General features: G+C 43.0%; 17 protein-coding genes, 3 tRNA genes, 4 rRNA genes, 1 other RNA gene, 1 pseudogene and 1 other annotated feature. Of the genes and pseudogenes, 6 read left to right on the top strand and 20 right to left on the bottom strand.

Annotation, left to right across the window (positions count from 1 at the left end; genetic code table 11):
- Positions 1 to 91: 91 nt before the first annotated feature.
- The 12 genes from rrf (MHB79_RS00185) to tadA all read right to left on the bottom strand — a co-directional run bounded on the left by rrf (MHB79_RS00185) (position 92) and on the right by tadA (position 9779).
- A 5S ribosomal RNA gene (gene rrf / locus MHB79_RS00185) occupies positions 92 to 207 on the bottom strand.
- Between the two features lie 61 nt (positions 208 to 268).
- A 23S ribosomal RNA gene (locus MHB79_RS00180) occupies positions 269 to 3199 on the bottom strand.
- A 98-nt stretch (positions 3200 to 3297) separates the two neighbouring features.
- Positions 3298 to 3373 (bottom strand) — tRNA-Ala (locus MHB79_RS00175).
- Between the two features lie 14 nt (positions 3374 to 3387).
- A tRNA-Ile gene (locus tag MHB79_RS00170) sits at positions 3388 to 3464 on the bottom strand.
- A gap of 95 nt (positions 3465 to 3559) precedes the next feature.
- Positions 3560 to 5108 (bottom strand): 16S ribosomal RNA (locus tag MHB79_RS00165).
- Together the 16S, 23S and 5S rRNA genes with 2 tRNA genes alongside form the textbook arrangement of a ribosomal RNA operon.
- A 276-nt stretch (positions 5109 to 5384) precedes the next feature.
- Positions 5385 to 5648: a pro-sigmaK processing inhibitor BofA family protein gene (locus MHB79_RS00160; protein WP_003218084.1), complete on the bottom strand. Its 264-nt coding sequence runs from the start codon at positions 5646 to 5648 to the stop codon at positions 5385 to 5387.
- Positions 5649 to 5714: 66 nt separating this feature from the next.
- A complete protein-coding gene (locus tag MHB79_RS00155) occupies positions 5715 to 5939 on the bottom strand; it encodes a YaaL family protein (RefSeq protein ID WP_003218088.1) in 225 nt (74 codons plus the stop codon).
- An 18-nt stretch (positions 5940 to 5957) separates the two neighbouring features.
- On the bottom strand, positions 5958 to 6554 hold the full coding sequence (recR, locus tag MHB79_RS00150; RefSeq protein ID WP_050945828.1) for a recombination protein RecR: 597 nt from the start codon (positions 6552 to 6554) through the stop codon (positions 5958 to 5960).
- A 15-nt stretch (positions 6555 to 6569) separates the two neighbouring features.
- A complete protein-coding gene (locus MHB79_RS00145) occupies positions 6570 to 6893 on the bottom strand; it encodes a YbaB/EbfC family nucleoid-associated protein (protein WP_008342011.1) in 324 nt (107 codons plus the stop codon).
- Between the two features lie 26 nt (positions 6894 to 6919).
- Positions 6920 to 8632: a DNA polymerase III subunit gamma/tau gene (gene dnaX / locus MHB79_RS00140; RefSeq protein ID WP_340988644.1), complete on the bottom strand. Its 1713-nt coding sequence runs from the start codon at positions 8630 to 8632 to the stop codon at positions 6920 to 6922.
- Positions 8633 to 8961: 329 nt separating this feature from the next.
- Positions 8962 to 9226: signal recognition particle sRNA large type (gene ffs / locus MHB79_RS00135), an RNA gene on the bottom strand.
- Between the two features lie 76 nt (positions 9227 to 9302).
- Entirely contained in the window at positions 9303 to 9779 is a 477-nt protein-coding gene (tadA, locus tag MHB79_RS00130) for a tRNA adenosine(34) deaminase TadA (protein WP_003218102.1), read from the bottom strand.
- A 79-nt stretch (positions 9780 to 9858) separates the two neighbouring features.
- Here tadA and MHB79_RS00125 point away from each other — a divergent pair, with 79 nt between their 5' ends.
- The 4 genes from MHB79_RS00125 (at position 9859) to MHB79_RS00110 (ending at position 13119) form a co-directional block, all read left to right on the top strand.
- A complete protein-coding gene (locus MHB79_RS00125) occupies positions 9859 to 10413 on the top strand; it encodes an isochorismatase family cysteine hydrolase (protein WP_003218117.1) in 555 nt (184 codons plus the stop codon).
- Positions 10414 to 10512: 99 nt separating this feature from the next.
- The gene (locus MHB79_RS00120) at positions 10513 to 11760 is read left to right on the top strand and encodes a glycosyl hydrolase family 18 protein (RefSeq protein WP_412096374.1); all 1248 of its coding nucleotides are present in this window, start codon (positions 10513 to 10515) and stop codon (positions 11758 to 11760) included.
- A 79-nt stretch (positions 11761 to 11839) separates the two neighbouring features.
- On the top strand, positions 11840 to 12463 hold the full coding sequence (locus MHB79_RS00115; protein WP_340988641.1) for a deoxynucleoside kinase: 624 nt from the start codon (positions 11840 to 11842) through the stop codon (positions 12461 to 12463).
- Positions 12460 to 13119, top strand: coding sequence for a deoxynucleoside kinase (locus MHB79_RS00110; protein WP_012009062.1), 660 nt, complete (start codon positions 12460 to 12462; stop codon positions 13117 to 13119). The genes MHB79_RS00115 and MHB79_RS00110 overlap by 4 nt, the downstream gene beginning before the upstream one ends.
- 88 nt (positions 13120 to 13207) lie before the next feature.
- Here the strand turns inward: MHB79_RS00110 and MHB79_RS00105 are convergent.
- From MHB79_RS00105 to pdxS, 5 genes and pseudogenes are all read right to left on the bottom strand, one after another.
- Positions 13208 to 13300 (bottom strand) — tRNA-Ser (locus tag MHB79_RS00105).
- 129 nt (positions 13301 to 13429) lie between these two features.
- A pseudogene (locus MHB79_RS18985) lies at positions 13430 to 13765 on the bottom strand (methyl-accepting chemotaxis protein); the annotation flags it as partial.
- 597 nt (positions 13766 to 14362) lie between these two features.
- The gene (serS, locus tag MHB79_RS00095) at positions 14363 to 15637 is read right to left on the bottom strand and encodes a serine--tRNA ligase (protein WP_065097774.1); all 1275 of its coding nucleotides are present in this window, start codon (positions 15635 to 15637) and stop codon (positions 14363 to 14365) included.
- A gap of 49 nt (positions 15638 to 15686) precedes the next feature.
- Positions 15687 to 15903: a binding site (T-box leader), on the bottom strand.
- A 53-nt stretch (positions 15904 to 15956) separates the two neighbouring features.
- Positions 15957 to 16547: a pyridoxal 5'-phosphate synthase glutaminase subunit PdxT gene (pdxT, locus tag MHB79_RS00090; RefSeq protein ID WP_050945825.1), complete on the bottom strand. Its 591-nt coding sequence runs from the start codon at positions 16545 to 16547 to the stop codon at positions 15957 to 15959.
- A gap of 20 nt (positions 16548 to 16567) precedes the next feature.
- Complete coding sequence (pdxS, locus tag MHB79_RS00085) at positions 16568 to 17452, bottom strand: pyridoxal 5'-phosphate synthase lyase subunit PdxS (RefSeq protein WP_003218112.1); 885 nt, start codon at positions 17450 to 17452, stop codon at positions 16568 to 16570.
- A gap of 245 nt (positions 17453 to 17697) precedes the next feature.
- Between pdxS and pdxR the strand changes: the two genes are divergently transcribed.
- Positions 17698 to 19176, top strand: coding sequence for a MocR-like pyridoxine biosynthesis transcription factor PdxR (pdxR, locus tag MHB79_RS00080; RefSeq protein WP_251191611.1), 1479 nt, complete (start codon positions 17698 to 17700; stop codon positions 19174 to 19176).
- 41 nt (positions 19177 to 19217) lie between these two features.
- On the opposite strand, the gene MHB79_RS00075 is transcribed toward pdxR, so the two are convergent.
- Positions 19218 to 20543 (bottom strand): D-alanyl-D-alanine carboxypeptidase family protein, encoded by a 1326-nt coding sequence (locus MHB79_RS00075; protein ID WP_340988637.1) that lies wholly within the window; start codon positions 20541 to 20543, stop codon positions 19218 to 19220.
- Positions 20544 to 20703: 160 nt separating this feature from the next.
- Positions 20704 to 22170 carry an IMP dehydrogenase gene (gene guaB, locus MHB79_RS00070; protein WP_340988635.1) on the bottom strand — a complete coding sequence of 489 codons (1467 nt, stop codon included), beginning with the start codon at positions 22168 to 22170 and terminating at the stop codon, positions 20704 to 20706.
- A gap of 121 nt (positions 22171 to 22291) precedes the next feature.
- Between guaB and MHB79_RS00065 the strand changes: the two genes are divergently transcribed.
- Positions 22292 to 23260: a YaaC family protein gene (locus MHB79_RS00065; RefSeq protein ID WP_106030389.1), complete on the top strand. Its 969-nt coding sequence runs from the start codon at positions 22292 to 22294 to the stop codon at positions 23258 to 23260.
- Between the two features lie 11 nt (positions 23261 to 23271).
- Here MHB79_RS00065 and rrf (MHB79_RS00060) read toward each other — a convergent pair.
- Positions 23272 to 23387, bottom strand: a 5S ribosomal RNA gene (gene rrf / locus MHB79_RS00060).
- Positions 23388 to 23396: the final 9 nt, after the last annotated feature.

Here is a 23396-nt window from a genome sequence, read left to right as displayed (position 1 = left end):
TTAGTATATGTATCCATGTCAGATCGGGTGTTTGTTCCTTTTCTTAAAAAACAAAAAAGACCAGTTCCGTATGGAACTGATCCTTATACAAGCTTGGCGGCGTCCTACTCTCACAGGGGGAGACCCCCAACTACCATCGGCGCTGAAGAGCTTAACTTCCGTGTTCGGTATGGGAACGGGTGTGACCTCTTCGCTATCGCCACCAAACCTGATGGAGAGAATGTTCTCTCAAAACTAGATAACAATGTTCAAACTTCACATTAGAATATAGGTTAAGTCCTCGATCTATTAGTATCTGTCAGCTCCACGTGTCACCACGCTTCCACCTCAGACCTATCAACCTGATCATCTTTCAGGGATCTTACTTCCTTGCGGAATGGGAAATCTCATCTTGAGGGGGGCTTCATGCTTAGATGCTTTCAGCACTTATCCCGTCCGCACATAGCTACCCAGCGATGCCCTTGGCAGAACAACTGGTACACCAGCGGTGCGTCCATCCCGGTCCTCTCGTACTAAGGACAGCTCCTCTCAAATTTCCTGCGCCCGCGACGGATAGGGACCGAACTGTCTCACGACGTTCTGAACCCAGCTCGCGTACCGCTTTAATGGGCGAACAGCCCAACCCTTGGGACCGACTACAGCCCCAGGATGCGATGAGCCGACATCGAGGTGCCAAACCTCCCCGTCGATGTGGACTCTTGGGGGAGATAAGCCTGTTATCCCCGGGGTAGCTTTTATCCGTTGAGCGATGGCCCTTCCATGCGGAACCACCGGATCACTAAGCCCGACTTTCGTCCCTGCTCGACTTGTAGGTCTCGCAGTCAAGCTCCCTTGTGCCTTTACACTCTGCGAATGATTTCCAACCATTCTGAGGGAACCTTTGGGCGCCTCCGTTACATTTTAGGAGGCGACCGCCCCAGTCAAACTGCCCACCTGACACTGTCTCCCTGCCCGATAAGGGCAGCGGGTTAGAAGGTCAATACAGCCAGGGTAGTATCCCACCGATGCCTCCACCGAAGCTAGCGCTCCGGTTTCCAAGGCTCCTACCTATCCTGTACAAGCTGTACCAACATTCAATATCAGGCTGCAGTAAAGCTCCACGGGGTCTTTCCGTCCTGTCGCGGGTAACCTGCATCTTCACAGGTACTATAATTTCACCGAGTCTCTCGTTGAGACAGTGCCCAGATCGTTGCGCCTTTCGTGCGGGTCGGAACTTACCCGACAAGGAATTTCGCTACCTTAGGACCGTTATAGTTACGGCCGCCGTTTACTGGGGCTTCAATTCGCACCTTCGCTTACGCTAAGCGCTCCTCTTAACCTTCCAGCACCGGGCAGGCGTCAGCCCCTATACTTCGCCTTACGGCTTCGCAGAGACCTGTGTTTTTGCTAAACAGTCGCCTGGGCCTATTCACTGCGGCTTCTCGGGGCTTTAACACCCTAAGAAGCACCCCTTCTCCCGAAGTTACGGGGTCATTTTGCCGAGTTCCTTAACGAGAGTTCTCTCGATCACCTTAGGATTCTCTCCTCGCCTACCTGTGTCGGTTTGCGGTACGGGCACCTCTCACCTCGCTAGAGGCTTTTCTTGGCAGTGTGGAATCAGGAACTTCGCTACTAAATTTCGCTCGCCATCACAGCTCAGCCTTTACGGGAAACGGATTTGCCTATTTCCCAGCCTAACTGCTTGGACGCGGATATCCAATACCGCGCTTACCCTATCCTCCTGCGTCCCCCCATTGCTCAAATGGTGAGGAGGTGGTACAGGAATATCAACCTGTTGTCCATCGCCTACGCCTTTCGGCCTCGGCTTAGGTCCCGACTAACCCTGAGCGGACGAGCCTTCCTCAGGAAACCTTAGGCATTCGGTGGACGGGATTCTCACCCGTCTTTCGCTACTCATACCGGCATTCTCACTTCTAAGCGCTCCACCAGTCCTTCCGGTCTGACTTCACAGCACTTAGAACGCTCTCCTACCACTGTTCGTAAGAACAGTCCGCAGCTTCGGTGATACGTTTAGCCCCGGTACATTTTCGGCGCAGAGTCACTCGACCAGTGAGCTATTACGCACTCTTTAAATGGTGGCTGCTTCTAAGCCAACATCCTGGTTGTCTAAGCAACTCCACATCCTTTTCCACTTAACGTATACTTTGGGACCTTAGCTGGCGGTCTGGGCTGTTTCCCTTTCGACTACGGATCTTATCACTCGCAGTCTGACTCCCAAGGATAAGTCATCGGCATTCGGAGTTTGACTGAATTCGGTAACCCGGTAGGGGCCCCTAGTCCAATCAGTGCTCTACCTCCGAGACTCTTACCTTGAGGCTAGCCCTAAAGCTATTTCGGAGAGAACCAGCTATCTCCAGGTTCGATTGGCATTTCACCCCTACCCACACCTCATCCCCGCACTTTTCAACGTGCGTGGGTTCGGGCCTCCATTCAGTGTTACCTGAACTTCACCCTGGACATGGGTAGATCACCTGGTTTCGGGTCTACGACCACGTACTCATGCGCCCTATTCAGACTCGCTTTCGCTGCGGCTCCGCATCTTCTGCTTAACCTTGCACGGGATCGTAACTCGCCGGTTCATTCTACAAAAGGCACGCCATCACCCTTTAACGGGCTCTGACTACTTGTAGGCACACGGTTTCAGGATCTATTTCACTCCCCTTCCGGGGTGCTTTTCACCTTTCCCTCACGGTACTGGTTCACTATCGGTCACTAGGGAGTATTTAGCCTTGGGAGATGGTCCTCCCGGATTCCGACGGAATTTCACGTGTTCCGCCGTACTCAGGATCCACTCTGGAGAGAACAACATTTCAGTTACAGGGCTGTTACCTTCTTTGGCGGGCCTTTCCAGACCTCTTCGCTTATATCGTTCCTTTGTAACTCCGTATAGAGTGTCCTACAACCCCAAGAGGCAAGCCTCTTGGTTTGGGCTGTTCCCGTTTCGCTCGCCGCTACTCAGGGAATCGCATTTGCTTTCTCTTCCTCCGGGTACTTAGATGTTTCAGTTCCCCGGGTATGCCTTCTCATACTCTATGTATTCAAGTATGGATACTACTCCATTACGAGCAGTGGGTTTCCCCATTCGGAAATCTCCGGATCAAAGCTTGCTTACAGCTCCCCGAAGCATATCGGTGTTCGTCCCGTCCTTCATCGGCTCCTAGTGCCAAGGCATCCACCGTGCGCCCTTTCTAACTTAACCATTTCTTACTTTAGAAAGAATCACTATGTGTGATGAACTTTGCATTGCATTCAATGTGAATGTATTACTTATTGTTATCTAGTTTTCAAAGAACACGTTGGTGGAGCCTAGCGGGATCGAACCGCTGACCTCCTGCGTGCAAGGCAGGCGCTCTCCCAGCTGAGCTAAGGCCCCGATTTAATAGAAGATGGTGGGCCTGAGTGGACTCGAACCACCGACCTCACGCTTATCAGGCGTGCGCTCTAACCAGCTGAGCTACAGGCCCATCTTTCATATCGAAGATATGATGTTGTAGGATCTTTTGCAAGTTCCTTCAAAACTAAACAAGACGAAAACGCACACTGCTCCATATATCCTTAGAAAGGAGGTGATCCAGCCGCACCTTCCGATACGGCTACCTTGTTACGACTTCACCCCAATCATCTGCCCCACCTTCGGCGGCTGGCTCCATAAAGGTTACCTCACCGACTTCGGGTGTTGCAAACTCTCGTGGTGTGACGGGCGGTGTGTACAAGGCCCGGGAACGTATTCACCGCGGCATGCTGATCCGCGATTACTAGCGATTCCAGCTTCACGCAGTCGAGTTGCAGACTGCGATCCGAACTGAGAACAGATTTATGGGATTGGCTAAACCTTGCGGTCTCGCAGCCCTTTGTTCTGTCCATTGTAGCACGTGTGTAGCCCAGGTCATAAGGGGCATGATGATTTGACGTCATCCCCACCTTCCTCCGGTTTGTCACCGGCAGTCACCTTAGAGTGCCCAACTAAATGCTGGCAACTAAGATCAAGGGTTGCGCTCGTTGCGGGACTTAACCCAACATCTCACGACACGAGCTGACGACAACCATGCACCACCTGTCACTCTGTCCCCGAAGGGAAAGCCCTATCTCTAGGGTTGTCAGAGGATGTCAAGACCTGGTAAGGTTCTTCGCGTTGCTTCGAATTAAACCACATGCTCCACCGCTTGTGCGGGCCCCCGTCAATTCCTTTGAGTTTCAGTCTTGCGACCGTACTCCCCAGGCGGAGTGCTTAATGCGTTAGCTGCAGCACTAAGGGGCGGAAACCCCCTAACACTTAGCACTCATCGTTTACGGCGTGGACTACCAGGGTATCTAATCCTGTTCGCTCCCCACGCTTTCGCTCCTCAGCGTCAGTTACAGACCAGAGAGTCGCCTTCGCCACTGGTGTTCCTCCACATCTCTACGCATTTCACCGCTACACGTGGAATTCCACTCTCCTCTTCTGCACTCAAGTTTCCCAGTTTCCAATGACCCTCCCCGGTTGAGCCGGGGGCTTTCACATCAGACTTAAGAAACCGCCTGCGAGCCCTTTACGCCCAATAATTCCGGACAACGCTTGCCACCTACGTATTACCGCGGCTGCTGGCACGTAGTTAGCCGTGGCTTTCTGGTTAGGTACCGTCAAGGTGCGAGCAGTTACTCTCGCACTTGTTCTTCCCTAACAACAGAGCTTTACGATCCGAAAACCTTCATCACTCACGCGGCGTTGCTCCGTCAGACTTTCGTCCATTGCGGAAGATTCCCTACTGCTGCCTCCCGTAGGAGTCTGGGCCGTGTCTCAGTCCCAGTGTGGCCGATCACCCTCTCAGGTCGGCTACGCATCGTCGCCTTGGTGAGCCATTACCCCACCAACTAGCTAATGCGCCGCGGGTCCATCTGTAAGTGACAGCCGAAACCGTCTTTCATCCTTGAACCATGCGGTTCAAGGAACTATCCGGTATTAGCTCCGGTTTCCCGGAGTTATCCCAGTCTTACAGGCAGGTTACCCACGTGTTACTCACCCGTCCGCCGCTAACATCCGGGAGCAAGCTCCCTTCTGTCCGCTCGACTTGCATGTATTAGGCACGCCGCCAGCGTTCGTCCTGAGCCAGGATCAAACTCTCCGAAAAAGTACAAAACCGAAGTTTTGTTTTTCGTCAGCGTTTGACTGACTACCTATGATGTTTCATAGGGTTTTTTTATAAAAACTCGAATTAACAGGTACGTTTTGTCTTGTTTAGTTTTCAAAGAACTTGTTTACCGCTTCAGAAGCGACTAGAACATCATACCATATTTAAATTGTTGATGTCAACAACTTTTTTGTTATCATGTTATTTCGTTTCTTCGTCATCAGCGACGTATACTAATTTACCACCATAAGGGATCAAAGTCAACAATATTTCTCATTAAATAATAAATTTTTCAATTACGACTAAAGCTGCTACGCCTGGGATGCCCAATAGACCACTGATTCCACTTGTTACAGGGTTAATAGAGACATGTAATCCTAGACTCTCACCAAATAGATTGAGGCAAAATAAAAAAAGAGCACCTGCCACAAACTTTATTCCGATCAGCCCTAACCATTTGATGGGGTTCGCTTGAACACCTGACATAAACAACAATAATACAGCAAGCAAAATTGACCCGATCACAATAACAGGTTCCATAATCCTCTCATCTCCTCTTCATATGAATAGTACAAGCATATGAGAGGACTATGTAAAATAGACCTGCTATCTCCAGTTGTTTAAACGTAAATTCCTCTTTTTCGCTTCTCTTAGATAGAAAAAGTACTTCGCTTGAGCAAGCTTTAATTCGAATAGAATGTCCGGTGAAGGCTCAACGCTATTTGCGACAAGCTTTTTTTGTCTGTTCCATTCTTCCTTTTGCTTAAAAAGCTGTTGAATTAATTTCTCATCGAATTCTTTTCGAATTGATTTTCTGCGAAGAAAACCCATGTACCGTACTTCTCCTTCCTACATCTCACGTCTGCCCTCTAGAGCTTTAGACAGTGTGACTTCATCCGCATACTCTAAGTCTCCACCTACTGGTAGTCCGTGAGCAATACGAGAGAGTTTAATTCCTGATGGTTTCAACAATCTAGAGATATACATGGCTGTAGCCTCTCCTTCAATGTTTGGATTCGTTGCAAGGATTACCTCTGTCACTTGATCGTCTTGCAATCTTTTTAACAGGTCAGGAATTTTAATGTCCTCTGGGCCAATGCCATCCATTGGCGAAATGGCACCATGAAGCACATGATATAAGCCGTTGTATTCTTTCATCTTTTCCATTGCGATCACATCTTTTGGATCTTGTACTACACAGATAACAGATTGATCTCTTCTTGTATCTTCACAAATATAGCAAGGATCTTGATCTGTGATATGGCCGCATACCGAGCAATTAGTTAAATTACGCTTTGCGTTAACAAGCGCCTTCGCGAAATCTAGTACGACATCTTCCTGCATACTAAGAACAAAAAAAGCCAGACGGACCGCGGTTTTCGGTCCGATTCCTGGCAATTTCATAAAGCTGTCTATCAGCTTTGATATTGGTTCAGGATATTGCATCTTCAGTTATTCCTCCTAGAATAAACCTGGCATGTTCATTCCTTTTGTGAATTGACCCATTGTTTCATTTGTTAACTCATCAACTTTTTTCAATGCATCGTTTGTCGCTGCAAGTACAAGATCTTGAAGCATATCGATATCTTCTGGATCAACAACTTCTTCATTGATTGCTACATCAACAACTTCTTTTTGTCCATTTACTTTTACAGTGACCATACCGCCACCTGCTGTACCTTCAAGGACTTTTTCTGCAAGCTCTTCTTGAGCCTTAGCCATATCCTTTTGCATTTTTTGCATTTGTTTCATCATTTTTTGCATATTTCCCATTCCACCGCGCATATGAACACCACTCTCTTTCATTTTTATTAATCTTTAATTTCTATTAAATCGGTTCCTACTAACTTCTTTGCTTCTGCAATCAATGGATCCTCTTCAGCAGAAGTCCCCTGACCATCTGCCTGTTCATCCGGCTGATGATCTCTTAAAAATTCTTCTCTTATTTTACCCCATTGAGCGTCAGGAACGCCAACTAATTCCACTCTTTTCCCTAACATAGACTCTAATAGCTGCTCAAGGTTGGTTCGAACACCACTTTTATCTTCAGCAACCATTTTACAGTGTATTTCAAACTTGAATTTTAAAACAAAGGCATGAGTAGCAGCAGCAACTGGTTCACTATCCGTTAATAGTGCAGCGTGAGACACCTTATTCTGCTGTTTCAAGTGGGCAAGGAGTTCTCCCCACTTACCTTTTATTTTTTCTAGCTCTGGACGTTTTGCCTCTTTTAGAATTTCGTGAATTCGACCGACAGGTGCACGGTATCCATTTTTGTTACTCGTTTGTGGTCGAGGTGCTTCCTTTTTTTCTTGAGGATGATGAGAATGAGACATTGGCACACCCTCAGCTCTTATCCTAGATAGCTCCTGTTCCAACCTGTCTATTTTATCCGTTAGCGTCGTTAAATCAGCGTTAGCATGAGCTTGTGGTATTCCAGCCGTTGACTGACATAGCTTAACAACAGCTACCTCAAAGAAAATCCTTGGATGATTCGTCCATTTCATTTCTTGGTGACTTTTATTCAGCACTTCAATTGTTTCATATAGAAATTGAGGTGTCACACGATCCGAAAGCGTCACGAAATTTTCATCGACCTTTACCTTTTCAAGGACCCCTTCCAGATCTGGTGCTGTTTTATAAAGCAGCATATCTCTAAAGTAAAAAATCATGTCCTCTATTAATTTAGCAGCATCTTTCCCCTGCTGAAGTAATTCATTTAAGGTATCTAACGCCACGGCAATATTTTGATCAAAAATTGATTCGGCTAGCTGACTAATGAATTGCTGAGAAACAGCTCCTATAATGAGCAGCGCATCATCAATTGTCAGTTGCTCACCACTAAATGAAATTGCTTGATCTAAGAGGCTTAGTGCATCACGCATACCACCATCAGCTGCACTAGCGATAATCTCGAGCGAGCCCTCTTGGACATTTAGGCTTTCTGCATCTACAATTTTCTGCATTCTTCCAACAATATCTTTTGTCGTGATTCGTTTAAAATCAAATCTCTGACAACGAGATATGATGGTAAGAGGAATCTTATGAGGCTCTGTGGTAGCCAAAATAAAGATACAATGAGCGGGCGGCTCCTCTAACGTTTTAAGGAGGGCATTAAACGCCCCGATAGAGAGCATATGTACTTCATCTATAATATAAACCTTATATGTAACCGCCGAAGGAGCAAATTTCACTTTATCACGTATATCACGGATTTCATCTACTCCGTTGTTTGAGGCAGCATCTATTTCGATCACATCTGAAATCGAGCCGTTTGTAATCCCTTTACAGGCATCACATTCATTACAAGGTTCACTCACAGGTGACTTTTCACAGTTCACTGCCTTCGCAAAGATTTTAGCTGCGCTTGTTTTACCTGTTCCTCTAGGACCTGAAAATAAGTAAGCATGAGAAAACTTCTTCTGCAAAAGGGCATTTTGCAACGTTTTTGTGATGTGTTCTTGTCCAACAACATCCTCAAAAACTTGAGGTCTGAACACTCGATACAAAGCTTGATAACTCACAAATACGCCCTCCTCCATTTATCATCTTTTTTATTATACATGATGCACCGATCAATTCAAAAGCACACCTTTATTTTCTAATAAACGAAAATGATGATTTCAACTATAGTTTTTCTACTTTCTATGAACCAAAAACCTGTTTTCTAGATTTTCGAATTGATCTGCCACACCACGAGGAACACTAGTTCCCGCTGCGATTAATAAAAAACAAAAAAACTCTAAAAAGATTTTTTGGCTATTTGTATAAACAAAGCAGCTGAACTATTCTTTAAACAGCAACAAAAAACTCACCTAGATTAACTAGATGAGTTACATTTAATATTGATTTACCGTGCACCTTCTGTCGATTCGCTACCCCAAGCGTTACTTAAACAGTTAGCTCGGCCCAGGCAACCCTGCGGCACATGAGAGGTTTCACTTAATGCTGCTTCCTTCCGGACCTGACATGGTTCATGAATTCCCATTGCGCAGGACCCAGACGTCAACACCACTTATTTAAGGCAGACCTTGAAGTAAACGAACCTTGAGAAGGGATTCGGCCTCGCTAGAGCGGATTGCGAGTACAGGGCACCGCTACCTCCCCGCTTAGCACGGCAAAATGAATATTAAATTGTTAGTGACGCAGACATAAGTATACCTTCTTATAGCCGAAATTGCAAACGACATCCATTCATTTACTTTTGGCTTGTTTCTTTCGCTGACGGAGATTTCGGAAGAACTGACTTAACAGCTCACCACACTCATTTTCAAGTACACCACCAATGACTTCAGACTGATGATTGAACCGTTCATCATCCAGTAAATTCATTAAAGTACCTGCACATCCACCTTTTGGATCGTATGCACCAAAAACGACCTTTTTCACTCTAGAAAGGACAATCGCTCCCGCACACATAGGACATGGTTCAAGCGTCACATAAAGTACAGCATCCTCTAAACGCCAGCTTCCAGTCGTTTTACACGCTTCATCAATGGCAAGTAATTCTGCATGTGCAATTGAACGCTGCTCTGTTTCCCTTAAATTATGAGCTCGGCTCACAATTTGGTCATCAACAACGATGATGGCACCGATTGGTACTTCTCCTATTTGTTCTGCTTTTAAGGCTTCAGAAATAGCTTCTTGCATAAACTGTTCATCTCTCGTCATAGCTCGGCTCTCTTTTCATGTTTTTTAAAAGGATATTGAGGTTAACATATTAGCACAATCTTTTAAAGGGGGTCTTACTTTGTCAAAGCACCAAAAGGCACTGCTTATTATCGACATGATTAATAATTTTGATTTTGAAATGGGACATGTGCTCGCTGATAAAACAGAGCAAATGACCAATAAGATTTTAGCTCTTAAAGATCATGCTTTCAAGGAAAATTGGCCGATCATCTATATCAACGACCACTATGGTCTCTGGAAGGCTGATATTCAAGCTGTGATGGAAACATGCAAAAATGAAAGAAGCGCCCCTATTTTAGAGAAAATGGCACCATCTAAAGATGATTACTTCTTAATTAAACCGAAGCATTCTGCCTTCTATGGAACTGCATTAGAGACACTCTTAAATGAATTAGGTGTACAAGACATCATTTTGACCGGAATTGCAGGAAACATTTGCGTTCTGTTCACTGCAAATGACGCATACATGCGAGAATACAACTTAATTGTACCTGAAGATTGTATCGCATCAAATGACGACAGAGACAACGAATATGCTTTAACGATGATGGAGAACGTTCTACTAGCAAAAATCACCACTGCTAAAGAGATCACGAATGAAAATCAAACATGATTTATCCATAACCCTCATAAATTGTTAGCAATAACAAAGGGGGCGTTGACTATTCAAATTTATGTTGTCAAAAGAGGAGATACTTTAAACGAAATTGCCATGCGTTTTAAAACAACAGTCAATGAAATCATCCGTACCAACGATATTGAAACACCAAATCAACTCGTCATTGGACAAACAATTGTCATTCCAATTAGAGGTCAATTTTATGAGGTCAAACAAAATGACACACTTTATCAAATTGGAAGACGATTTCGAATTTCAGTGGAAGAGTTGGCACGTGTGAATAGAATACGGCCTGAAGCGATACTTCCTATTCGCTTCTTGCTCTATATTCCTCAAAGACCGAAAAGGAACATTAATTCGAATGCTTACATTGAACCACGGGGAAATCAAGTCAGTGAAAACTTAAAACAAGCAGCTAGAGAGGCCTCTCCATATTTAACGCATTTAGGCGCCTTTAGTTTTCAAGCGCAAAGAGATGGAACACTGAAAGAACCACCGTTAGATCAGCTACCTCAAATAGCCGCTCAGAGCAGAACCGTTTTATCCATGGTGGTGACTAACCTAGAGAATGATAAATTCAGTGATGAACTTGGGCAAATTCTTTTGAATAACCAATCTGTCAAAGCCACATTTTTAAATGAAATCGTTCGTGTTGCAAAAAAGTATCAATTAAAAGAAATCCATTTTGATTTTGAATATTTACGTCCCGCTGATAAAGATGCCTACATTCAATTTTTAAGAGAGGCAACAACCCGCTTCCATCAAGAAGGATGGACAATATCTGTTGCACTTGCCCCTAAAACAAGTAGTCAGCAAAAGGGAAAATGGTATGAAGCTCATGACTATGAAGCCATTGGGAAGATCGTCGATCATGTTGTATTAATGACCTACGAATGGGGATACAGCGGCGGCCCTGCGCAAGCAGTCTCTCCCATTGGACCTGTCCGCCAAGTCATTGAATATGCACTGACCGTTATTCCAGCAAATAAAATTGTTATGGGCCAGAACTTATACGGCTATGATTGGACGCTTCCTTACGTTCAAGGCGGCCCTATTGCTAAAGCTGTCAGTCCCCAACAAGCGATTGCAATTGCTAGAAATAATAATGCCTCCATTCTATATGACGAAACAGCACAAGCACCTTATTTTCGTTATACAGATGCCAATAATAAAGAGCATGAGGTATGGTTCGAAGACGCTAGATCAATTCAAGCAAAGTTCAACCTCATCAAAGAGTTAAACTTGAACGGAATTGCTTATTGGAAATTAGGTCTATCCTTCCCTCAAAATTGGCTCTTATTATCAGATCAATTCAATATTGAAAAAAGAACGACATCGTAATCCGTTCGCTCTATCTCTCGGCAGGGGTATGGTACAATATACATTGGTTTGACAACTTTATAGATAGAGGAGAACGCCTATGTATCCTGCCCCTTTTATTGCAGTGGAAGGCCCAATTGGAGCCGGAAAAACAACTTTGGCTACAATGCTTGCGAAGGAATTTCAATTTCCTTTAGTAAAAGAGATTGTAGAAGAAAATCCATTCTTAGATAAATTTTATGAAGATATGGAACAATGGAGCTTTCAGCTTGAGATGTTCTTTTTATGCAATCGGTTCAAACAATTAGAATCTATTCAAGAAAACTATGTGAATCAACAGCAGCCGATTGTCACTGATTATCATGTCTATAAAAATATGATATTTGCAGAAAGAACATTATCAAAAAAGCACATGGACAAATATAGAAAGATCTATCACCTGCTAACAGATGATCTTCCTAAACCAAATGCCATCATCTATATAAAAGCCAGCCTTCCTACCTTACTTGAAAGAATACAGATGAGAGGACGCTCTTTTGAAGAAGACATTGAACCGGCTTATTTAAAAACACTCATTGAAGATTATGAGCTGGCCATTGAACATTTAAAACAGACTGACCCAGGGCTTCCTATCATTACAATTGAAGGAGATCATACAGACTTCGTTTCCTCACAGCAAGATTACAAGCAAATTGTACAGAACATAAAGGAGCAAGTGCTATGAACAATATCGAAATACCAAAGGATGCAGTGATCACAATCGCCGGGACTGTTGGTGTCGGAAAATCAACTATGACTAAAACAATAGCGGACAAGCTCGGCTTTCAAACCTCTCTTGAAAAAGTAGATGATAACCCATACTTAGAGCCCTTTTATTCAGATTTCCAAAGATGGAGCTTCCATTTACAGGTCTATTTCCTAGCTGAGCGTTTTAAGGAGCAAAAGCGGATTTTTGAATCTGGTGGAGGATATGTGCAAGATCGTTCAATTTATGAGGACACTGGCATTTTCGCAAAAATGCATGCGGACAAAGGTACGATGTCTGAAGTAGATTATGAAACGTATACGAGTCTATTCGAGGCGATGGTGATGACACCTTACTTCCCTCACCCTGATGTTCTCATCTATTTGCACGGGGATTTAAATCACATTTTACATCGTATTGAGGAACGCGGCAGAGAGATGGAAACTCAAACGGATCGAGCCTATTGGGAAGAAATGTACACTCGATACACGGAATGGATTGAACAATTCGATTTATGCCCAGTGATTAAAATTAACATTGAAGATTACGACTTACTTCATGATGAAAGCTCACTTGATCCCATTCTTCATGAAATAGCTTCTGTTATTCAAAAAAATCGCTCTAAAACAAAATAAAAAAACCGCTGCATTTCGCAAATGCAGCGGTTTGACAATTCCAATTTTTATGCTTGCGTTTCAATTCAACTAAGGTAAAAAATCAATATGGCGGAGGAAGAGGGATTCGAACCCCCGCGGGCTTTGACACCCCTGTCGGTTTTCAAGACCGATCCCTTCAGCCGGACTTGGGTATTCCTCCGTATCGACAAGAATTAATATACCATATCGATTTATTTCAAGTCAACATCTTTTCGAAAAAAATTTCAATAAGTTATTTTGGCATGAGAATCTGCCCATAAAAAAGCAGCCATCGACGGCTGCTCTTGATCTATTTTGTATCCTGTCTAATCTCTTCAATAAAATGATTCATCTCTTCTTTAAACTCATTTAATGATTCAATAATTTTCGTAAAGTCTGTCACTTGTTTTGCTTGTTCATTTGTTGAACTGCTGATTTGTGAGATGTTTTCAGACAAAGTGCCAATGCTGTCTTGGATCTCTTTTAAGAAGGTATTAATGGTTTCAGCCGCTTCCTTTGAGCCATCTGATAATTTACGAACTTCATCAGCTACGACAGCAAACCCTTTTCCATTCTCTCCTGCTCTTGCTGCTTCAATTGCAGCATTTAGGCCTAGCAAGTTTGTTTGTCTAGCAATCCCGCCAATGGTTTTGACGACTTCTTCAATATTTGCAGATTTCTCTTCCGCTCTTCCTGCCTGTTCGCTTATTTCTAAACTTGTGGCAGCCAGCTCTTGTGAATGCGCAGCAATTTGCTCAATTCCACTTTGAAGTTCTTTCGCTACATCATTGATATGCTCCATATAACCGCTTAATTTCTTTTCACGGTGATGTGAAAAAGCCACTAAAAAAGAGCCAATTACTTTTCTATTTTCATCAAAAATCGGGTAACCTTTTACTGCAATTTCATAACCATATAAAGACTCTGGTAAATGACCGTCATATTCTTGTCCTCTTAATGTCGTCGCCACGTTTTGGTCTTCTGGGTTCAATGGGTCCCCAACCTTCATGCCAAAATCTATTGTTTTAGACGGATAGTAACAAAGCACCTTCTCTGTATCAGTGATGCCGAAAAGGATACTTTCATCTAGAACTTTTCTAATTAATTGAGCCATTTCAACATAATAGTCAAGCCTATTCAAGGTTATTCCTTCTTTCCTAGAAGCTTTTAGTATTTCTATCGGCTAAATTTAGGAAAACTGTAGGACTTTTGGGAAAAAGAAATAAGATGCCATAGCGGCATCTTATTTCATGACTTCTTTATTTCCCATATAAGGACGCAGTACTTCAGGGATGATCACAGTGCCGTCCTCTTGCTGATAGTTTTCTAAAATGGCCGCCACGGTTCTTCCTACTGCTAAACCAGATCCATTTAATGTGTGCACATGCTCTGGCTTGGCTTTAGGTTCTGGACGGAATCGAATGTTTGCACGTCTTGCTTGGAATGCTTCAAAGTTACTGCAAGAAGAAATTTCACGATACGTATCTTGGCTCGGAATCCATACTTCGATGTCGTATTTCTTCGCAGCCGTGAATCCTAAATCTCCCGTACACATGCTCATGACACGGTATGGCAGGTTTAATAACTGAAGGACTTTTTCTGCTTGATTTGTTAGTTTCTCTAATTCTTCATAAGAATCTTCAGGTCTTACAAATTTCACAAGCTCTACCTTATTAAACTGATGCTGACGGATGAGTCCGCGTGTATCTCTGCCGGCAGATCCAGCCTCTGATCTAAAGCAAGCACTGAACGCTGCATAATTGATTGGCAGCTGTTCCCCTTCAATTATTTCATCACGGTGCATGTTAGTAATAGGTACTTCAGCTGTTGGAATGAGGAAATAATCTTCTTCACGGATTTTAAAAGCATCCTCTTCAAATTTTGGAAGCTGCCCAGTTCCTGTCATGCTCGCTCTATTGACCATGTAAGGTGGAAGCACTTCAGTAAAACCAAACTCATCTACGTGCAAATCGAGCATAAAGTTATATAGTGCGCGCTCTAAGCGTGCGCCAAGCCCTTTATAAAAAACGAAACGGCTTCCTGTGACTTTTCCTGCACGTTCAAAATCGAGAATGTTTAGTTCATCCGCTACGTCCCAATGTGGCTTTGGCTCAAATGAGAATGCCGGCTGTTCGCCCCATTTTCTCACTTCCACGTTGTCATCTTCTGTTTCCCCAACTGGTACAGTGTCATGAGGGATATTCGGAATAGAGAATAAGATGTGCTGCAAGCTTTCTTCTACTGTTCTTAGCTCATCATCCAGCTTCTTAATCTCATCTCCTACCTCACGCATTTCTTGAATAATGTGATCGGCGTCTTTCTTTTCTCTTTTTAGAACAGCCACTTGCTGTGATACTTCATTTCTTCGGCTCTTTAATTCTTCTGTTTTTCCGATTAGTTCTCTTCTTTTTTGATCCAGCTCACCAAACTTATCAAAATCCGCTAAATCTTCGCCTCGGTGTGCTAATTTTTCTTTGATTTGATCAAAGTCCGTGCGCAGTTGTTTAATATCCAGCATGTATAACACTCCTTTTTTTATCGAAAAATAAAAAGAGCCCTCATCCCATGAAAGGGACGAGAGCTCTCGCGTTGCCACCCTGATTGAAAACATGCAGAAGCATGCTTTCCTCTTTCCTCTGTAACGGTATCACCGTAAATGCTTACTTCACGTGTTTCAGCATTTCGCTCAAGGATGGATTCAGACTGCATCTTTCACCGATTCGCACCAACCATCGGCTCTCTGAGAAAGAGGGGCTTCTTACTATTTCCCGTCAACGCTTTTTCGATCTTTGATTGTGATTTTAATGTACTATAAGTTTTATCTCTTTTCAACCGTTTTATACAGCGAGCTTCGTTTTATAGGACTTCACCATTTCAACAAACAGCTGTGTTAACCGGTGGTCGTCTGTCAGCTCTGGATGAAAAGAACAGCCTAAGATATTGTTTTCCTTCGCCATCACAATCCTGCCATCATATTCAGCCATGATATCTACGCTCTCATCTGCGCTGATGATATGAGGCGCACGGATGAACACTCCTGTAAACGGCGCATCAAGTCCTTTTACTTCTAAATCTGCTTCAAAGCTGTCTACCTGTCTGCCAAATGAATTCCGTGCAACAGATACATTTAACAGTCCAAGATGAGCATCGTCTCGATCTTCTATATGCTTTGCCAGCATAATCAAACCGGCACATGTTCCGAAAATCGGTTTCCCTTCTGCAGCGAACGCTTTGATCGGTTCAATGAATTGGTACGTATCCATGAGTCTTCTCATCGTCGTGCTTTCTCCACCAGGGATAATAAGACCGTCCACAGATGCTAGCTCTTCTGCTCGTTTGATGATCTTCCCTTCTGCAGCGCAAGCTTCAATCGATTGAATATGCTCTCTCACGGCTCCTTGAAGCCCTAGTACACCAATTGTTAGCATGTTCGTTTGCGCTCCCTTAATTACCAGCCACGCTCTTGCATACGCTCTTCTGGCAGTAGATTTGAGATTTCAATTCCTTTCATGGCTGTTCCAAGCTCTTTTGAAAGCTCTGCAATGAGACGGTAATCTGTGAAGTGAGTCGTTGCTTCAACAATTGCTTTTGCAAATTTCGCTGGATTGTCTGATTTAAAAATACCAGATCCAACAAATACACCGTCTGCTCCAAGCTGCATCATTAACGCAGCATCTGCTGGTGTCGCAACGCCTCCCGCTGCAAAGTTAACAACAGGGAGCTTGCCATCTTTTTTGATTTGAAGCAATAATTCATACGGTGCTCCTAGGTTCTTCGCTTCTGTCATCAGTTCATCTTCATTCATTGATGCTACTTTACGAATCTGAGCATTGACCTTTCTCATATGACGGACAGCTTCTACAATGTTGCCTGTTCCAGGCTCCCCTTTTGTACGAAGCATAGAAGCGCCTTCTGCGATACGACGGGTTGCTTCACCTAAATCACGGCAACCACAGACAAAAGGTACTGTGTATTCATTTTTATTTAAATGGAATTCCTCATCTGCGGGCGTCAGCACTTCACTCTCATCGATATAATCAACACCAAGTGCTTCAAGAACACGAGCCTCGACGATATGGCCGATACGTGCTTTTGCCATGACTGGAATCGTTACTGCATTTTGTACTTCTTCTACGATTCTTGGGTCTGCCATACGGGCAACACCGCCGGCTGCACGGATATCAGCTGGTACTCGTTCTAGTGCCATAACTGCCACCGCACCTGCTTCTTCTGCGATCTTCGCCTGTTCAGCATTGACGACATCCATAATGACGCCACCCTTTTGCATTTCTGCCATTCCACGTTTCACTCGTTCAGTTCCCTTATTGCTCACAATAGTTTCCTCCCATTTGTCAATTCGATTGATTTACCCCTTTATCATACAAGCGAGACAGTATAACAATAAAGAGAATAGTATAACAATTCAATCAGCCGAAAAAATAGCTTAAACCCTTGTATATAAACGATTACCTGCTAAAAATATGTCATTCTTTCTTTGAAGTGTCATTTACATGCTATAATGCAACTATAACAATTCAAATTCATGTATAACAATTTTGCACTCAATGGAGGTTTCTCATGCATATTGATATCCATCGACATTCTGATACATCGCTTTCAAATCAGATTTACTTTTCAATCATTGATCATATCCAATCGGGTTTGCTTCAACAGGGAGATAAGCTGCCAACTGTACGTGATTTGGCAAAGCAGTTGAATGTGAGTCTTGTCACGGCAGCAAAGGCATACACTCGGCTGAAGGACGACGGATATTTAACGACTGTGCAAGGAAAAGGAACGTTTGTGGATGAGTTGCAAAAGCAGTCAGAGATTCCGGTTCCGTCATCTACCTCTTTTGATTGGCAGTTATCCATTCCGGATTATTTACCACGATCTCAATTTGCTCAGTATCACTATGTCGAAGAAGCGATCAACCTTTCTTCCTCTATGATCGATCCAGGGCTTTTGCCGAACCGTTATTTAGAAAAAGAAATGCAGCATGTCCTAGCCAGACATCCTCAAATCATGTCAAAGTATGGGGAAATTCAAGGGGATCTTCAGCTGCGGCAGGTCATTCAGTCTTTTTTAGAAAAGCTGGATGTGCCTTCAACTCCTGAGAATATCCTAGTAACTAGTGGTTCTCAGCAAGGGCTTGATCTGGTCGCACGTGCGTTTATCGGTCCTGATGATGTAGTTGTCATGGAAGCACCGACCTATCCAGGCGCCATTGATGTCTTTATGGGGAGAGGGGCAAGAATTATTACAGTCCCGGTTGATCATGAAGGAATGAACATGAAGCAGCTTCAAAGCATTTGTGATAAATATAAACCAAAGCTCATCTACACGATTCCTACTTTTCACAGTCCAACAGGCGCCAGTATGTCAATGAAACGCAGAAAACAACTTCTCTTACTGGCTCAAAGTATTGATTGTCTGATTGTAGAGGATGATCCTTATCGTGAGCTTTATTTCGAAAAGAAGCCGCCTGCACCTATTAAAAGTCTGGATCATGATGGACACGTCATTTATTTACGGGGTTTAAGTAAAACACTTGCTCCAGGATGCAGAATTGGGATTATCACTGCTTCAGGCTCGATATTTAATCGTTTATTAGCTGCAAAGGCCAATAATGATTTAGGCAGCCCTCTTCTCACACAAAAAGCTATTCTGCCATTTCTGACTTCAAAGAAAATGATTGATCATACGAAAAAGCTGAGAACCGCCTTGAAGGTGAGACGTGATTTAATGATAGATGTGTTAACGAAGCACGCACCAAAAGATGTGACGTGGCAAATTCCTCAGGGTGGGCTCAATTTGTGGCTTAGCTTTCCTTCCTGGGTTGATACGCGTGCACTGCTGCATGAGGCACGTAAACAGCAAATCACCTTTCTGCCTGGCTCTGTGTGCTATCCTGGAGAGCCGAAACAAAACTATATCCGCCTCAGCTTTTCTTATGTGAATGAAAAGGCACTGACCGAGGGAGTGGAAAAGTTATGTGGTATTTTTCAGCAAGCCTTGTCCACTCCTCAAAATCACAAACAATCGCTTTTCTTTTAACGATAAAAAAACTGCTCTCATGCATAGAGAGCAGTTTTTTATTAGAACCAACCTTTTACTGTGTCAACGATTCCGCCCCAAATGCCAGCGAAGAATCCACCTACACCACGCATTGCAAGGATGAACCAGTTTGCTTTTTCATCGCCTGTTTTCGTTATAAGCTCAACACCTGATTGATCTTTATTCAAATAGCCGTAGTCCTTCTCATCACCAGAATAAGAAGTCGTCAGCATGCCAACCTTCGTTCCTTTTTTAATAGGGGCTTCGAGTTTTGTTTTCTCGATATTTACTTTTGCTTTAAAGCTCTTTTCGTCGCCATTTTTGACCGGCACAGAGAAAGCTTCTTTCGTAACGACGGGTACTTCTTTGTCTTTACCTTTGTCGACTTCGATGTTTTCATGTCCTTTGATCTGTTGACCTTTTTTGTACATTTCTTTCATCGTGAAGTTTTTAAACGCATAATCGAACAGTTTTTTCGCCACGTCAAAACGTGCTGTATGAAGATTACCTTTTGCATTCAAGATCACTGTGATGACACGCATGTCACCTTGCTTAGCGGTACCTGTGAAGCTAGAACCAGCTGAATCTGTAGAACCTGTTTTCAGACCGTCTACACCTTTATATTCCTTCACAAGTCCTTTAAGCATGAAGTTCCAGTTAGGCATGTCCATTTCATCGTCTGTGCCTTCTCTGAACTTTGTTTTCGCAATACTTGATGTTTCAAGAATTTCTGGGTGGTCTTTGATGAGATGCTGTGCAAGCAATGCCATATCTTTCGCAGATACTTCACTTTCTTCATCAGGACCTGTACCTTTTGGCTGTTTGCCATGTAAGTCTTTATTTTCTAGTCCAGTTGCATTCACGAATTTGTAGTTTGTTAAACCTAATTCTTTTGCTTTTGCGTTCATTTTTTCAACGAACTTCGATTCTGATCCAGCAATCACTTCTGCTAAGCCAATTGCTGCTGCATTTGCCGAATAAATAGCCGTTGCTTGATAAAGTTCTTTCACTGTATACGAGCCATCTTTTCTCAAAGGAACGTTTGATAAACTGCGGTCCTGAGAAATTTCGTATACATAATCATCTGGCGTATACGTTTGATCCCATTTCACTTTGCCTTCAGCAATCGCTTCTAGTAAAAGATACTCTGTCATCATCTTTGCCATACTTGCAATAGGTAATCTTTGCTCTGCGTTTTTACTATAAAGGATCTTACCTGTAGAAGCTTCAATTAGGATCGCTGCTTTCGCATTCACATTGAATGGATCTTCAGCTGCTTTTGCTTTGGACATTGGTGTAAATGCTGTCACAATCAATGCCAGTGCAAGGATAGAGACCATAAGCTGTTTCAATATCTTGCTGTTCAATCGTCATACCTCCGTTATCATCTTTTTTCGACATATTTCATATATATTTAATCCACAAGGGCTTATTTCAACACAACAGTATAAATTTTATCACAATAAAGACAAAAAAAATAGACAGAGTCATAGACCCTGTCAAATGTAATTTAACTGTCACAATTTATCAAGAAATTGTGTAGTTTGGTGATTCTTTTGTAATTTGTACATCATGTGGATGACTCTCACGAAGTCCTGCACCAGTCATGCGAATGAACTGTGCATCTTCTCTAAGAGAGCGTAAGTCCTGTGTTCCACAATAGCCCATACCAGAACGGATACCGCCAACGAGTTGATATACTGTATCAACGACTGGTCCTTTGTATGGTGTACGGCCTTCAATACCTTCTGGAACGAATTTTTTATTATCTTCTTGGAAGTAACGATCTTTACTTCCTTTTTCCATTGCAGCGACTGAACCCATACCGCGATAAACTTTGAAGCGTCTACCTTGGAAAATTTCTGTGTCTCCTGGGCTTTCAGATGTACCAGCTAGAAGGCTTCCAAGCATTACAGCATGTCCACCAGATGCTAGAGCTTTTACGATATCACCTGAATATTTAATTCCACCATCTGCAATAATAGCTTTACCATGTTTTCTTGCTTCTGTTGCACAATCATAGATCGCTGTGATTTGTGGTACACCAACGCCTGCAACAACACGTGTTGTACAAATAGATCCTGGTCCGATACCGACTTTCACAATATCTGCTCCTGCTTCAAACAATGCTTTAGTTGCTTCGGCTGTTGCAACATTACCAGCAATGATATTAAGAGAAGGATATGTTTCACGGATTTTCGATACAGTGTTTAGAACACCTTGTGAATGACCATGTGCCGTATCAATGACAACGACATCCACATTGGCTTCGACTAATTTTCTTACACGAGTCATTGTATCGCCAGTGACACCAACAGCGGCACCAACAATTAAACGGCCATGTGCATCTTTAGAGGAGTTAGGGAATTCGATCACTTTTTCAATATCTTTGATGGTGATGAGACCTTTTAACGTTCCTTCGTCATCTAAAAGAGGTAATTTTTCAATTTTATATTGCTGTAGAATTTTTTCAGCTTCTTCTAACGTCGTACCGACAGAAGCTGTCACAAGTTCCTCTTTTGTCATCACATCGCTAATCTTCATTGAATAATCCGAAATAAATCGAAGGTCACGGTTCGTAATAATACCGACAAGCTTTTGATCTTCTATGTTATTTACAATCGGTACACCTGAAATACGGTACTTACCCATTAGGTGCTCTGCATCAAACACTTGATGCTCAGGTGTTAAGAAGAATGGATTTGTAATAACGCCGCGCTCTGAACGTTTTACTTTATCCACTTGCTCTGCTTGCTGCTCAATAGACATGTTCTTATGAATGATACCAAGACCACCTTGACGTGCCATTGCAATCGCCATTTGTGATTCAGTCACCGTGTCCATTCCTGCACTGATAATTGGAATGTTTAGTTTTAATGTGCTTGTTAACTCAACTGATAGATTGACATCTCGCGGAAGTACTTCAGACTTAGCTGGAACAAGCAAAACATCGTCAAACGTCAAACCTTCTTTTGAAAATTTACTTTCCCACATTAGTAAATCCCCCTCTTTTCGGCAAAATATTATATGTAGATTATCAACTAGCAAACAGCATGTCAAGGAAGCAACAAACAGTTGCAATTTTTAGAAAATATAAAGAGAGTTGAGGAAGAAGATGAAAAGTTCAGGATGGAAGGATTTAAAACGTTTTTACTCACTCGAAACTTCCCAAAAGTTTCTATATCAACAATATGAGAAACGGAACATTCAAGATGCAAACCAGCAAGCCTATAAAAACTGTGAACGGTTTATTTATTTTTTAAAGCATGGCCATACGTTCTATGAACAGGCAGCTATCGCTCCACTCGAACTGAAGCCCATTTTATTGTTTTATGGAATGGCTCAGTTACTAAAGGCCTGTTTACTGACAGTTGATCCTCACTATCCTTCTCAAACCTCTGTTTTGGCCCATGGTGTAACATCGAGAAAGAGAAAGAAGCAGCACTACCGTTTTAGTGAAGATGAGGTGAAAATTCAACGAAATGGACTATGCATGCATGTGTTAAAGCATCTATTTCATTTAAATGGACTTGAAGATGAGCGATTTACGATGATTCATCTCCTTTCAAAGATACCGGAAATGAGTCATATTCTAGATTTTCAAAAACAGCCCTCAGCATTAGTGAAAGTGGAAAAGGCCAATGGGATGATGATTCAAGATCATATTCCATTGCTTTATAACATGTCTGCTGAACGCTTTATTGAATACTTTGAGTTTCATACAAGTTGGAAACTCAGACAGAGAGCAGCGAAAAAGCTGACGTTTGATGTATCTCTAGAAGAAAACCCAGCGCTCGCTACTCATCTTCATTATGATTTAGAAATGGATCAATGGTATATTCCGTCAACGCGTGATTCCTTTTTAGGGATTCCTGAGATCATCAGTCATTACTTATTAATGTATAACCTCAGTATGATTGCCCGCTACGAAACTGAATGGTGGTACGAGCTGCTGTCTCAATACATTAGTGATGATTACGTCATGATTGAACGCTACATGGAGATTGCCGAAGAGAAGTTCCCAGCTTATATCATGATGCTATTAGAAGAAAAAACAAAAAAGACCAGTTCCGTATGGAACTGATCCTTATACAAGCTTGGCGGCGTCCTACTCTCACAGGGGGAGACCCCCAACTACCATCGGCGCTGAAGAGCTTAACTTCCGTGTTCGGTATGGGAACGGGTGTGACCTCTTCGCTATCGCCACCAAACCTGATGGA

The organism is Bacillus sp. FSL M7-0558 (genome assembly GCF_038003245.1).
GTDB classification, from domain to species: domain Bacteria; phylum Bacillota; class Bacilli; order Bacillales; family Bacillaceae; genus Bacillus; species Bacillus pumilus.
Note: the sequence above shows the minus strand (reverse complement) of the source record. Positions and strands in the feature narration are given on the sequence as shown.